The sequence below is a fragment of the Paenibacillus sp. J22R160 genome (genome assembly GCF_059692135.1).
This window is the reverse complement of the sequence record NZ_JCAUAU010000001.1, coordinates 1-12,540: the sequence shown is the minus strand read 5'-3', so window position 1 is coordinate 12,540 and position 12,540 is coordinate 1. Positions and strand designations below refer to the sequence as shown.

Genomic DNA, 12,540 nt, shown 5'->3' with positions numbered 1-12,540 from the left:
AAAAGCCTTAGCGGAATTGTCGCTAGGTTATTTGATCGGTCATCGGAAGCTACTAGCTGCGCGGCCGCCAATAGTTCCTGCAGCCACACCCTTCAGCCCGCCAAAAAAATCGCAGCTAGATAAACAAGCTGCAAAACCGTGCGGACCAGCAGAGTAGGCGTAGGCGCGCCGCCAATCGTTAATTTGTTGCGGGCCGCCCGCACATTGGCAGGGAACATCGCGACGAGCAGCGCCATCAAGCAGATGGAGGCAGCCCGGGACGCAGCCGGAAACAGGATGCCGATCGCAGCCGCGATTTCCAACCAACCCGTGACGGTGACAATGAGGTCAGGTCTCGGGAATGCAGGAGGAACCATGCGGATCAGGTCAGGCCTTCTTTTCCCCCAATGAGCGGAGGCAGTTAGAAGCAGCATGACGGCGACAGCTCCTTGCAGAGGCGTATGCCAGCCTTGGAAATGGGATAATCCGAGCAATCCGAGCACCGAAAATATCACATAAGAGACAATCAAAGCATACAAAGGAATCATCTTAAGTCCTCCTTCTATTTCTTCAGTAATTGCGTCATCAACCCGGCGAAATCTTCGATTTGAAACCCAGCCGTGACCATCGGGATTGTAGAACGGACGCGTAATCCAAGGGAAAGAAGAACAAATAAATCGGCTGTTTTATCGGCATCCACCGAATCCGGAATGACGCCGTGCGATTGGCCAGTAACGATCCATGCTTTAGATACCTGCACGGAGCGTTCGTAATATAGCTTGAGTGTCTCGGCAACGGCTGTCTGCTCTTCTTTTCCAAGCAAGTAAATCAAAACTTTGTTGGTCACTTCGTGCGCATCATCCAATGCTCGGAGGTTTTCAAGAATTTTCTGCATAGGCCCTTCGAACGTAGCGCCGCCTTGTTGTACAACATCCTGAAAACGTTCATTGGTCGCATCCAGCCGCTCCTGAAGCACCCAGGCGAAGATTTCATCTTTGCTTTTCACATAATGGAAAATGGCACCTTTGGACAGGCCGGATCGGTCCATGATGTCCTTCATAGTGATAGCTTCACACCCTTTTTCCCGGATGAGCTCTTTGGTTGATGTTAGCAGAACTCCCGTTGTTTGCTGTCTGCGCTCCTCTTGTTTCAACAACTTCACTCCTTTTCCAGCTCAATGTGATATCTTCATTATAAATACCGACCATCGGTTTGTAAATAAATATCTTTTCCACAAATTGGATTGATCTTGCAGCATGTCGGACGGACAGAAATGTTGGACAAACTCCGAAGAGTATACGATGTCAGGTCTAAACAACATACTGCAGCATATAGGGGTCGTACATCTTGCAAAGACGAAAAGCAATTCGTGGTAAATTAGAAAAAATGCTGTGGTTCTGTCCTGTACTTATTATCGCTATTGGGAGTCTTCCAAACGTTGTGGGAAGCATGTGGTGGGATGCGTTCGGGGTGCTTTTATTTGTGACTATCCTCATCATTTGCGGAACAGGTTTGCAACAGGAAGAAGAAAATTAATATGTTTATAATAAAAAATTAATGTTTATGCTCTATCATTGACTTAAGGGAGTGATAGATTATGACATCTTCTTACTTCGATCAATGGTTAGACGAGTATAATGATTATATGAGGCTCTATGAGATTTTTGGTGATAAGGAATATTTGGATGAAGCTGTAGAAATACGCAATAGTTTGCAAGTGATTGTAGCTAGGGCCGAAAAACATAAATTAATCGTTTCGCAAGTGATGAGCAGCCAGATGCATGCATATGGCAAAGCTTAAAAAAACAGACTCTAGCGCTTTCTACTGCGCAGAGTCTGTTTTCATTGACACATTTATTCGGCAGCTGCTTCTGCTTGTGCATCAGCCTCAGAGGCCGTATCCAATTTCTGTATGCCGAGAATTGTGACAAGAACGGTCTCAGGATCGGAGAGAACCTCAACGTTCTTGGGTGTCTTGAGGTCGGCAACGGTGAGATGTTCACCAATGCTCAGTTTGCTTATGTCTAGCGTAAGGGATTCCGGCAGCTTGTTTGGCATGCATCGTATCATAACTTCATGCGATTCCACTTGAAGAATGCCGCCTTCCTTCGTGCCTTTGGCTTCTCCAATAAAATGGACAGCTATCGCTGTATCTAGCTTTTCCTTCATATCAATTTGCAAAAAGTCAACATGCAGCAATTGACCTGTCAGAGTATCCTTTTGGACGTGATGGATGATAACCGATTCCTTGGATTTCGAGGGCAAGGCTACATGCAAGATGGCATGCGGATTGCGTTTCAATGATGCTCGGATTTCTTTTTCCGGGACGGTGACATGTTCGGAATCCATACGAGAGCTGTAAACTACAGCGGGAACTTGACCTTGTTCTCTCAGTTTCTTCACGGGACCTGTTCGTTCAGATAATAAAATCGTTGTACTCATGTTCTGCACCTCCGTAGCGTAGTTAGAGCGGCGTTCAGCCCTATATTCATTTACCCGCTATCGCGATCTGTGAAACAGGAAATAAATAGGAAGATTTTTTTTATTTTGGGCTTCTTTATCTTACCATTTGAGAGTAAAATAGAGGACAAGAGGAGGATTGATAAAGGATGAGTACACTGAAAAGTTTCACTGATTCTGATCAACATATTTCGTTGGAGTTGAGAGATGATCATCTGACTGTGCTGCGTTTACACGGTGAAACGTCTATTTACCCTTTCAAAAATATTACTCTTGCCTCTGAGCCGATCCCAGAATACCCGTTGAACCGCGTGGCGCTCACCGTTATTGATTTCAACACTGGTGTAACCGATTTCAAATTTTCTTCTAGTAAAAATGACTTTGAGATTTTCGTCCGAAAATTGATTGAAGTTCATAGTGAGTTTGTACCTAATCATTAAAATCACAAATAAGCGATGTATCCTATGGGATAGGCGAGGCGACTCGTTCTATCCTTTTTCTATTTGATTTTTACTATATTGATTCCGGAAAACGTCAGGAGTTAAACCAACGGATTTGCGAAAAGTTGAAATGAAATGCGAAGCATCAAGAAAGCCCGTTGTTTCCGCGATCTGCTTAATCGTCAAGTTATGTCCGGTAATGAGCAGCTCTTTCGACTTCTGAAGCCGAAGCTGCAGCAGATATTGATAAGGGGAAAGGCCAAATGCTTTGCGGAAAAGCGTATTGACGTGCTGCGGACTGAGGCTTAACTCATCCGACATCCAGGTAAGACCGACATCGGCAGAACCGAAGTTTTGCTCCAATTGAAATAAGAGCGGCAATAAGCGCTCATGGCTTTGGGAGAAGGAGGCGCTTTTGTTGACGTTTCCGTGCTTTTTGAGCAAGGTGAGAAATTGATAAACTTCTAACGAGCCGTTCATGCCAGTGAAGTCATAGCTATAACGATATTTTTCGTAGAAATATTCGTGTATGCCGGCGAGAGGAGTATCCATTCCCCAGCTAATCTGGGTGGATAGCGGGAGCTCCAAAGCATAAACGATGGAGGCGGCGAGTGCGCCGTCAAAGGTTAGGTACCAAGTCGACCACTTGGGGGAGAGAACTCTGTACTCATGAGGAATGCCCGCGGCAAGCAGCATGCCTTGATACTCGCCGAGTTTGATCGATTGATTGTCGAGGATGATCTCTCCGGCGCCTTCAATCGTCTGAAGCCAGTGAAAGCAGGGATAACCGTCCTCGCGCTTGTAATAGAGCTGCTGGCGCTCATAGCCGACCGTTTCCAGGATCAGCGGCAGCTTGCGGTCTGATTCGGTGATGACGAAAAACTTCCTGTAATCAATAGCCATATTAGCGGAGTCATCTCTTTCATTTTTTAATATGTCATGCGTAGTATCTTATATTTTAAAAGAGTTTATTGTCAGTTACAATAAAGACATCGTTGATGATAATTATACAACACCAACAAAGTGAGGTACTAATCTATGGCTAATAAGTATGTCTACACACCGCCTGTGAACGGTTTCCCGGAATGGAATAACAATCCGCAGATTTTTCAATTAAACAGGTTGGAAGCGCATGCAACATTGATACCTTTCCGCTCGGAAGCTGAAGCGCTCGCAGGAGTTCGGGAAGCATCCGACTTCTATCAATCTTTGAATGGCACGTGGAAGTTTCATTTTGCTGAGAATGCAGAGGGACGACCGCAGGAGTTCTTCAAGAACGACTATGATTGCAGCGGATGGTTCGACATTGCTGTGCCATCCCATTGGCAGCTGCAGGGCTTTGATTTTCCGCAGTATACAAATATTATTTATCCATGGGTAGGTCACGAAGATTTGAAGCCTCCTTATGCACCAGTGAAATATAACCCTGTCGGTTCGTACTCCCGCAGCTTTACGATCCCGGCATCTTGGGCGGAGCAGCCCATTTACTTGAGCTTTCAAGGCGTTGAGTCGGCTTTTTATGTATGGGTGAACGGCGATTTGGTGGGCTTTAGTCAAGATTCCTTCACACCCGCGGAATTTGATATTACGCCATACTTGGTTGAGGGCGAGAATAAGCTCGCTGTCGAGGTTTATCGGTGGAGCGATGCAAGCTGGTTGGAGGATCAGGATTTCTGGCGGTTAAGCGGGATTTTCCGCGATGTCTACCTATATGCCACCCCTGTCACACATATTGCGGATTTCAAAGTGTTAACGGAATTGGATGATGCTTTTGAACATGCGGAACTGCGCATTCAAGCGAAGGTTACGAACTACGATGGCCTTGGAACGGGATCGCGCCATGTAGTAGCTGTCTTATATGACAGCGACCAAAAGCCGTTGTGGACTGCTCCTTTATCCGCAACAGTTGAAGTAAGCGGTAATTTGAAGCAGGATGTGGAGCTATCCGTTAAGGTGGAGAATCCGGCACTTTGGAGCGCGGAAAAGCCTAACCTTTACACGCTGGTTTTGAGCTTGAAGGACGAGAGTGGAGCCCTGCTAGAAACGGAGAGCTGCAAAGTAGGCTTCCGTAAGTTTGAAATTCATGATGGATTGATGAAGATCAATGGCGAGCGCATCGTATTCAAAGGCGTTAACCGCCATGAGTTTGATACAGACCGCGGCCGCAGCGTCGACAATGACAGCATGGTTGCTGACATTTTGCTGATGAAGCGTTTTAATATCAACGCTGTGCGTACGTCTCATTATCCGAACAATACTCGTTGGTATGAGCTATGTGATCAGTATGGTCTATATGTGATTGATGAAACGAATCTTGAAACGCACGGGTCGTGGAGCTATGCCCAAGAGGAAGAAGGAGATACAGTACCAGGCAGCAAGCCTGAATGGACGGGGGCCGTTCTGGACCGTGCGAATTCCATGTTGCAACGAGACAAGAACCATCCTTCAATCGTGATTTGGTCACTCGGGAATGAGTCATGGGGCGGGGATAATTTTATTAAAATGCATGACTTCCTTCGTGCGGCTGATCCTTCCAGGATCGTTCACTACGAGGGGATCTTCCACTGCCGGAGCTCTGAAGCGTCCTCTGATATCGAAAGTCAAATGTACTCCAAAATTGAAAAAATTGAAGAGTATGCGAATAATAAACCGAAGAAACCGTTTATTTTATGTGAATACAGCCATGCGATGGGAAATTCCTGCGGTAATTTATTTAAATATTGGGAGTTGTTTGATAAGTATCCGATTCTCCAGGGCGGCTTTATTTGGGATTGGATCGATCAATCCATTCGTACAACAACGCCTGACGGTGTGACTTATCAAGCCTATGGAGGCGATTTCGGGGATACGCCGAATGATGGCAATTTCTGTGGCAACGGGTTAATTTTCGCCGATCGTACGCCATCACCGAAAATCCATGAAGTGAAGAAATGCTATCAGAATGTGAAAATTGCAGCGGTTGATTTGTCAAAAGGTCAAGTAGCTGTAACCAATCAATTCTTGTTCACGGATCTTAACGAATTCAATTGGGCGTGGACGATCGAACGCAATGGTGTCATTGCTGGTGAATCAAGGAGCGGTCAATTTACGGTTAAGCCTGGTGAAACGGCAACAATTGAGCTCGATTTGGATCAACATGAAGCTGTCAGGCCGAATGACGAGTATGTGCTCACGATCAGCCTACAATTGAAGCAAGATACCTTATGGGCTTCCCAAGGGCATGAGATTGCATGGGAGCAGTTCTTGCTGCCTGTCCGTCAGGCGTGGGCGCATGCCGACATGGTCGCGCAAGCAGAGTCAGCGGCAGCGGTATCTGAGCTCGACGCTGTGCAGATTGCCTCCACGACGCAATCAATTACGCTAAAAGGAAGCAATTTCTCGCTTCAATTCCATGCTGCAACCGGCAATATCACTTCCTATCTGTACGAGGGAAGCGAATTGTTCCTGACAGGCCCGGCGCCTAATTTCTGGCGAGCGCACACGGATAACGACCGCGGCAACAAGCATCCTATGCGATGCGCGCCATGGCAAGAAGCAGGCAGCGGAAGAAAGCTGCAATCCTTGCAAGCGAAGTCTGCTAGGGATGGCCGCGCAGAGGTTCACGTTTATTATGAGCTTGCTACAACGCCAGCTTCAACCGTGAAGTTAGTGTATACGGCATCACCGGATGGGGAAGTGGAGGTGCGCATGGAACTTGTTCCTGGCGCGAACCTGCCTGAAATTCCGGAAATCGGCATGATGCTGGAGCTGGATCGTTCCTTCCAGCAACTAAGCTGGTATGGCCGCGGGCCGCACGAAAATCACTGGGACCGAGCGACAGGAGCGAAGCTGGCACTGCACAGCGGAACCGTCCGGGAGCAATTCGTTCCATACTTGCGCCCGCAAGAATGCGGAAATAAAACCGATGTCCGCTCAGCAACATTAACGGATAGCGCAGGTCGTGGACTCCTTATTACGGGGCTGCCGACCGTCGAATTGAATGCTCTGCCGTATTCGCCTTCGGAATTGGAAGCGCATGACCACCCGTATAAGCTGCCAGTCAGCGAGAAGGTAGTGCTGCGTGTGAATTACAAGCAGATGGGTGTTGGCGGAGATGATAGCTGGGGCGCAAGAACGCATCCGGAGTTCACCTTGTTCGCCAATCGCACGTATGCCTACTCGTTCAGCTTTAAAGGGATCTAAATTGTAAAAGAGAGAGTCGCCATAATAACCGTGATTCTAAACAACTGGAAATCCTCCCGTTATTTCAAGCAAATTCAGGCTTTGTTTGCCAAATAACTGGAAAAACTCCTTTTATTAGCGCTGAATACCATGCTTCACAAGCTCAATAGTCCCATTAACAGGAGAAATTCCAGTTAATCAAATTTGAGAAGCATTACTCCAATTAAACAACGGTAGTATTTCCCGTTAATTTGAAAAAGGCTGCCCCAAAATTCAAAAAAGCCGCTGGCTCCTTCGTCATTAAATGACTTTGGGGCCAGCGGCTTTCTTCACGACTTTTAATGCGATACCGCGCCTTGTTCCTGAGTTGGATCGAGTTTTTCTTTGCTCATCGCGATGGCACAGAGGAAGGCGATTACTGCCGGAACGATGGTCCATGCGAATGTGAGAACGATCGAAGACGATAGCGCGCTTGAGATTTTTTCTAAAATAGGCCCTGGAATATCCATACGCTTGGTAGGATCAAGCAGGGTATGCGGGTCGCTTGTAGCCATACCAGCAGGCATCTCACCTTGACCAGCGAAGGCGTCTGTCAGCTTTCTAGTAAATGCGTGACTTTGGATAATACCGAATACGGTAATTCCCAGCGTCATTCCTAAGGAACGAAGGAAATTCAGTGTTGAAGAGGCCGAACCGCGCTGCCTAGCATCAAAGAGATGGATCGCAGCATTGCTCAAAACAGAGAAGGAAGCTCCGATACCTAGACCAACGATAATCATATAGATCGTCACGAGCCAGCGCGGCGTCTCAGGAGTTAATGTCGTTAATAGGGCGATTCCTCCAGCTAGAATGAGGGTTGTAGGAATCATGATGGATCGATAGCTCACTTTTGTCATTAAGAAACCGCCGCCTGTTGCCGTTACAACAGAACCTAACATCATAGGCAGCAGAACTAGGCCAGAGTTGGTCGCCGTTCCGCCAAGTACGCCTTGAACAAAGATTGGGATATACACAGAAGCTGTAATGAAGGCAGCGCCGCTAAAAATAGCAACAGCATTGCTGGAAGCATACAACCGGCTTCTGAACATTGCAAAAGAGATAATTGGCTCGGCAGCGCGGCGTTCTACGAAAATGAAGATGATCGCTAACACGGCGAAGAGGGCAAATAATCCAAGGATAACCGATGAATCCCAAGCATATTTCTTGCCGCCTAATTCAAGCGCGAACATGATGGAGACGATGGCCCCGACGAGCGTCAGTGCGCCCCACCAATCGATCTTTTGCTTCGAATGCTCAACGGATTCACGGTAAAAGAATGCGATGAAGATGAATGCAATCAAACCGAGAGGCAGGTTAATGTAGAAGACCCATTTCCAATTCACATAATCCGTAATATAAGCGCCAAGCAGGGGGCCGAAAATACTGGACATACCGAAAACAGCGCCGAACAATCCGCCTAATTTGCCGCGGCTCTCAATAGGAACGGCATCGAACATGATGGTAAAAGCAATCGGTACCAGCGCACCGCCGCCAATCCCTTGAATGGCGCGATAAATACTGAGCTCAATAATGGAATTTGCCGTTCCGCACAAAATGGAACCAAGCATAAACACGACAATCCCGAAGATGAAAAACTTTTTGCGTCCATACATATCGGACAATTTCCCGAAAATCGGCATACCGGCCATTTCTGCGACCATATAAGCGGAAGTGACCCACACGAATTTATCCAATCCGCCTAATTCCCCTACGATGGTACCCATAGCTGTAGCTACAATGGTGTTATCCATCGCCGCCATCAGAATGCCTAGCAGAAGCCCGGCAAGCACGATGCCTATTCCTTTATTTTTGGTTGGAGTTGACATGAAGTTGGTATTCCCCGCTTTCTAATTAAATGATGGTAACGTGAGTGAGATTCGCTTTTAAGCCTTTTAATAAGGCATATGTGCCTTTATCCATCTTAGCCCCGTCAAAAATTGTTTTTTTGACATCGGTTCTAAACGAACAGCTTTGAAAAACGGTATTGCGGAAAGAAGTTCCTTTTAAACCCGTATGATGAAACGTAGTTCCGGTAAATGTTAGGTTATCCAAACATACCCCCATTAACTCCGAAGAGCTGAAGTCTGTCTGGTCAAACAGGCAATTCCGAAAAGAGGCTCCCTTAAGGTTGGATTTCTGAATCTTAGCTTGGGTCAAATTAGCGCCATCAAAATTACAACGGTCTAAATTGCTGCATTTAAAAGAAGCATTCGTTAAGTCCGAGTAGCTAAAATCGGAGTCCTGCAGGTTACTGTAATTAAATTTCCCGTCATGGACCTGAGTGGCTTTCAAATCCGACTTTTGCAAATTTTGTTTGGAAAAATCAAGGCCAACGATTTGCTGCAGCTTCGTTGTGTTTGCATGGATGCTTTCGATGAGCTCAGAGATTTCGCCGATGGAGGCGATTGTCCGCTCAAAAGCAGCTTTTTCATCAAGGCCATCCTTTTGCAAATCGCTGAGTCTTTCCTGTAAATCATGATATAGCTCTTCTTTTAACTCCCTAATTGGTTTAAAGTCCTCATAGTTGGAGAAAACTTCGTCTAAATAAACAGAAAGCTTTGTAGGCAAGGATGATTCCACCTTTCTTAAATGAATAAATCGAGTATGCTTTTTGCATGTTCCCAGTTCCGTTTGTTTGTATCAAATGTGTCCTTGCCTTTGTCGGTGAGCCGATAATACTTTCTTCTGCCGCCTTGCGTTTCGTCTCCCCAGTAGGATGTAATGTTCTCCTCCTGCTCTAGACGTTTGAGACTGGCGTACATGGTAGCTTCTTTGAGCTCGTATTCTCCACCAGAAGTTACTTGCACAAGCTTTGAAATTTCATAGCCGTATTTATCTCCTGACATCAAAAGCTTAAGAATAATGCTATCGGTATGTCCTCGAATGAGCTCGGATGTTATTTTCAAGTCAACGATGACCCTCACCTCCTGGTTTACATTATAATCAAGAGTACTTTGTCTGTCAATGTAGTCCTGCGGATGTTATACATCTTTCATTGACCGCGCTGAACGAGGATGATAACTTAGAAGTAGCATTGGGAAAAATTGCGCAATATTCGGTTGGAAGTGCGTGTTTATTTAGAGAGGTGGTTATTATCGTGGCAATGAATCCGGCGCAAACCGTAGTAGGACTTGTAGGTACGGGAGTTATGGGTAAAAGTATGGCAGGTCATTTTATGCAGGCGGGGTATCAAGTCCATCTGTACAATCGGACACAATCCAAAGCACAGGAGCTCGTGGATCGAGGTGCACATTGGCAGGAATCCCCTGGACAATTAGCTCAGCAGTGTGATGTGATTATTACGATGGTAGGTTTCCCAAGTGACGTGGAAGAAATCTATTTAGGCGAAAATGGTATTTTGCAAAATGCCAAGCCAGGAAGCTATGTCATCGATATGACAACGTCCTCTCCTAAGCTTGCCAAACAAATTGAGAATGAAGCGCGTTCCCGCGGGTTATTCTCACTCGATGCGCCTGTTTCAGGCGGAGATGTTGGGGCGAAAGAAGCGAGATTATCGATCATGGTGGGAGGCTCGCGCGATGCATTTGACGCCGTTTTGCCGCTATTTGAGAAGATTGGCACGAATATCGTCTATCAAGGGAAAGCGGGAGCCGGTCAGCATACCAAAATGTGCAACCAAATCGCCATTGCCAGCAATATGATGGGCGTAGTTGAAGCGCTTGTTTATGCGGATAAATCAGGACTAGATCCTGCTACTGTGCTTAAAAGCATTGAATCAGGCGCAGCGGGCAGCTGGTCATTAAGCAATCTGGCACCGCGGATGATTGCGGGTAATTTCGCACCTGGTTTTTATGTGAAACATTTTATTAAAGATATGAAAATTGCACTTCAATCGGCTGAAGAAATGAATGCGAAGCTGCCTGGACTTGCCTTGGCCAAATCGCTCTATGAGCAGCTGGCTGCCAGCGGTGAAGAAGACAGCGGCACACATGCGTTGTACAAGCTGATAAGCAAACTTTAATAGAATAAGCTCGGGGGAGAGGGACGTCCGTGAAAATTGTCATTGCACCTGATTCTTTTAAGGGTAGCTTAAGCGCGAAAGAGGCTGCTCTTGCTATAGCGAAAGGCATTCAAAAGGCTGCATCCTATGCGGATTCGGTGCTTGTTCCGATGGCTGACGGCGGCGAGGGAACCGTGGATAGTCTCATTAGCTCGACACAGGGGACGAAGATCAACGTTACCGTAAGCGGACCCTTGTTGGATAGTGTGACTGCTGAATACGGCGTTCTTGGCGACAATGAAACCTGTGTCATTGAGATGGCTACAGCTTCAGGGCTCTATTTAATCTCGGAGGAACAGCGCAATCCATGGCTAACGACGACCTACGGAACAGGGCAGCTCATCAAACATGCGCTGGATAACGGGTATCGCAAGTTTATTTTGGCGCTTGGCGGCAGCGCAACCAATGACGGGGGAAGCGGCATGCTGCAAGCGCTTGGGTTAGCGCTTCGAGATGCTGAAGGACAACCAGTTCCGCATGGTGCGCTAGGTCTCTCGAAGATCAGCCGCATCGAGGACGCGGATTGGGATGCTAGGATAGGTCAATCGAGTTTTACGATTGCCTCTGATGTGGTTAATCCGTTCATCGGCCCGCAAGGAGCGTCCTATGTGTTCGGCCCTCAGAAGGGGGCGACCCCTGAGATGTTGCAAGAGCTGGATGAAGCGCTCCGTCATTGGGCGGATATCATCGAGGCGCATACGGGCATAGCCGTTCACGATCTGCCTAGCGCAGGAGCAGCGGGTGGGCTTGGTGGCGCGTTCCAAGCCTTTTTCCCATCAACCGTTCAGCGCGGCGTTGAGATTGTGATGGAGCAAAGCAACCTGAGCCAGCACTTGGAGGGAGCTACTCTCGTATTTACGGGAGAAGGTCGGACAGATGCGCAAACGGCCTCCGGCAAAGCTCCTATGGGCATTGCTCAAGCTGCGAAGAAGCTGGGCGTTCCTGTTTTTGTGTTGAGCGGTTCCATTGGAGACGGTGTGGAATCCCTTTATGACCATGGCATCACGAGCATCCATAGTATCGTCAATGGTCCGATGTCGCTGCAAGAAGCTATGGAGAGGACCGAGGAGCTGCTGGAGCAAAAAGCGGAGCAGGTTATGCGAACTTATCTTGCTGCGAAGATGGAAACGTGTACAACGTAAGCTTGTGAAAAAATAAAGAGTCTGCCCAACCTTCCCGTGCGGGAGGTTGGGCAGACTCTTTTTGTTTGGCTAGTGAGGGGGAACTCACTGCTAATGGAGAAACAAGGCGCACTCTAGTTGACCTATTCACGAGAAATCCGCAAAGGATTTACTTGAGGGAACTAGAGTCCGCTATTCACAGGAAAACGAGCTATTTCCTATCCGAGCGGAACTGTAGGGTCTTATTTGGCCAGCGCGGCATGTTTCTAGTTGAAAAGTGGCATAATAGCGGACCGTAGTTCCCCCTGCAGGTGGAAAA

Annotated in this window: 13 protein-coding genes; 6 read left to right on the top strand and 7 right to left on the bottom strand. The window is 47.2% G+C overall.

Going from position 1 to position 12,540, the window contains the following annotated elements; all coding sequences use genetic code 11:
* Window positions 1-92: 92 nt before the first annotated feature.
* Both AC58UW_RS00065 and AC58UW_RS00060 read right to left on the bottom strand, forming a co-directional pair.
* The gene (locus tag AC58UW_RS00065) at window positions 93-527 is read right to left on the bottom strand and encodes a DoxX family protein (RefSeq protein WP_497418683.1); all 435 of its coding nucleotides are present in this window, start codon (window positions 525-527) and stop codon (window positions 93-95) included.
* 14 nt (window positions 528-541) lie between these two features.
* Window positions 542-1,132 carry a TetR/AcrR family transcriptional regulator gene (locus AC58UW_RS00060; RefSeq protein WP_497418682.1) on the bottom strand — a complete coding sequence of 197 codons (591 nt, stop codon included), beginning with the start codon at window positions 1,130-1,132 and terminating at the stop codon, window positions 542-544.
* A 194-nt stretch (window positions 1,133-1,326) separates the two neighbouring features.
* On the opposite strand from AC58UW_RS00060, the gene AC58UW_RS00055 reads away from it, so the two are divergent.
* The gene (locus tag AC58UW_RS00055; RefSeq protein ID WP_497418681.1) at window positions 1,327-1,515 is read left to right on the top strand and encodes a hypothetical protein; all 189 of its coding nucleotides are present in this window, start codon (window positions 1,327-1,329) and stop codon (window positions 1,513-1,515) included.
* Between the two features lie 61 nt (window positions 1,516-1,576).
* Window positions 1,577-1,780, top strand: a complete 204-nt coding sequence (locus AC58UW_RS00050; protein WP_497418680.1) for a YodN-related protein — start codon at window positions 1,577-1,579, stop codon at window positions 1,778-1,780.
* Window positions 1,781-1,833: 53 nt separating this feature from the next.
* On the opposite strand, the gene AC58UW_RS00045 is transcribed toward AC58UW_RS00050, so the two are convergent.
* The gene (locus tag AC58UW_RS00045) at window positions 1,834-2,421 is read right to left on the bottom strand and encodes a 50S ribosomal protein L25 (RefSeq protein WP_497418679.1); all 588 of its coding nucleotides are present in this window, start codon (window positions 2,419-2,421) and stop codon (window positions 1,834-1,836) included.
* Window positions 2,422-2,588: 167 nt separating this feature from the next.
* Between AC58UW_RS00045 and AC58UW_RS00040 the strand changes: the two genes are divergently transcribed.
* Window positions 2,589-2,879 (top strand): hypothetical protein, encoded by a 291-nt coding sequence (locus AC58UW_RS00040; protein ID WP_497418678.1) that lies wholly within the window; start codon window positions 2,589-2,591, stop codon window positions 2,877-2,879.
* Between the two features lie 48 nt (window positions 2,880-2,927).
* Here the strand turns inward: AC58UW_RS00040 and AC58UW_RS00035 are convergent, their stop codons facing one another.
* A complete protein-coding gene (locus tag AC58UW_RS00035) occupies window positions 2,928-3,782 on the bottom strand; it encodes an AraC family transcriptional regulator (protein ID WP_497418677.1) in 855 nt (284 codons plus the stop codon).
* A 135-nt stretch (window positions 3,783-3,917) separates the two neighbouring features.
* Here AC58UW_RS00035 and lacZ point away from each other — a divergent pair, with 135 nt between their 5' ends.
* Window positions 3,918-7,061, top strand: coding sequence for a beta-galactosidase, LacZ type (lacZ, locus tag AC58UW_RS00030; RefSeq protein ID WP_497418676.1), 3,144 nt, complete (start codon window positions 3,918-3,920; stop codon window positions 7,059-7,061).
* 317 nt (window positions 7,062-7,378) lie between these two features.
* Here lacZ and AC58UW_RS00025 read toward each other — a convergent pair whose 3' ends face one another.
* Genes AC58UW_RS00025 through AC58UW_RS00015 form a run of 3 tightly spaced genes read right to left on the bottom strand, consistent with a single transcriptional unit; the run spans window position 7,379 to window position 9,994 of the window.
* Window positions 7,379-8,905 (bottom strand): MDR family MFS transporter, encoded by a 1,527-nt coding sequence (locus AC58UW_RS00025; protein ID WP_497418675.1) that lies wholly within the window; start codon window positions 8,903-8,905, stop codon window positions 7,379-7,381.
* Window positions 8,906-8,930: 25 nt separating this feature from the next.
* Window positions 8,931-9,647 (bottom strand): pentapeptide repeat-containing protein, encoded by a 717-nt coding sequence (locus tag AC58UW_RS00020; protein WP_497418674.1) that lies wholly within the window; start codon window positions 9,645-9,647, stop codon window positions 8,931-8,933.
* A gap of 17 nt (window positions 9,648-9,664) precedes the next feature.
* Complete coding sequence (locus AC58UW_RS00015; protein WP_497419302.1) at window positions 9,665-9,994, bottom strand: PadR family transcriptional regulator; 330 nt, start codon at window positions 9,992-9,994, stop codon at window positions 9,665-9,667.
* 188 nt (window positions 9,995-10,182) lie between these two features.
* On the opposite strand from AC58UW_RS00015, the gene AC58UW_RS00010 reads away from it, so the two are divergent.
* Window positions 10,183-11,061 carry an NAD(P)-dependent oxidoreductase gene (locus AC58UW_RS00010; protein WP_497419301.1) on the top strand — a complete coding sequence of 293 codons (879 nt, stop codon included), beginning with the start codon at window positions 10,183-10,185 and terminating at the stop codon, window positions 11,059-11,061.
* A gap of 29 nt (window positions 11,062-11,090) precedes the next feature.
* A complete protein-coding gene (locus tag AC58UW_RS00005; RefSeq protein WP_497418673.1) occupies window positions 11,091-12,242 on the top strand; it encodes a glycerate kinase in 1,152 nt (383 codons plus the stop codon).
* The last annotated feature ends 298 nt before the right edge of the window (window positions 12,243-12,540 follow it).

Excerpts from the sequence above, each read along its gene's own strand:
- AC58UW_RS00065 (WP_497418683.1), bottom strand. The coding sequence starts at position 527 with ATGATTCCTTTGTATGCTTTGATTGTCTCTTATGTGATATTTTCGGTG.
- AC58UW_RS00050 (WP_497418680.1), top strand. The coding sequence starts at position 1,577 with ATGACATCTTCTTACTTCGATCAATGGTTAGACGAGTATAATGATTAT.
- AC58UW_RS00045 (WP_497418679.1), bottom strand. The coding sequence starts at position 2,421 with ATGAGTACAACGATTTTATTATCTGAACGAACAGGTCCCGTGAAGAAA.
- AC58UW_RS00040 (WP_497418678.1), top strand. The coding sequence starts at position 2,589 with ATGAGTACACTGAAAAGTTTCACTGATTCTGATCAACATATTTCGTTG.
- AC58UW_RS00035 (WP_497418677.1), bottom strand. The coding sequence starts at position 3,782 with ATGGCTATTGATTACAGGAAGTTTTTCGTCATCACCGAATCAGACCGC.
- lacZ (WP_497418676.1), top strand. The coding sequence starts at position 3,918 with ATGGCTAATAAGTATGTCTACACACCGCCTGTGAACGGTTTCCCGGAA.
- AC58UW_RS00025 (WP_497418675.1), bottom strand. The coding sequence starts at position 8,905 with ATGTCAACTCCAACCAAAAATAAAGGAATAGGCATCGTGCTTGCCGGG.
- AC58UW_RS00010 (WP_497419301.1), top strand. The coding sequence starts at position 10,183 with ATGAATCCGGCGCAAACCGTAGTAGGACTTGTAGGTACGGGAGTTATG.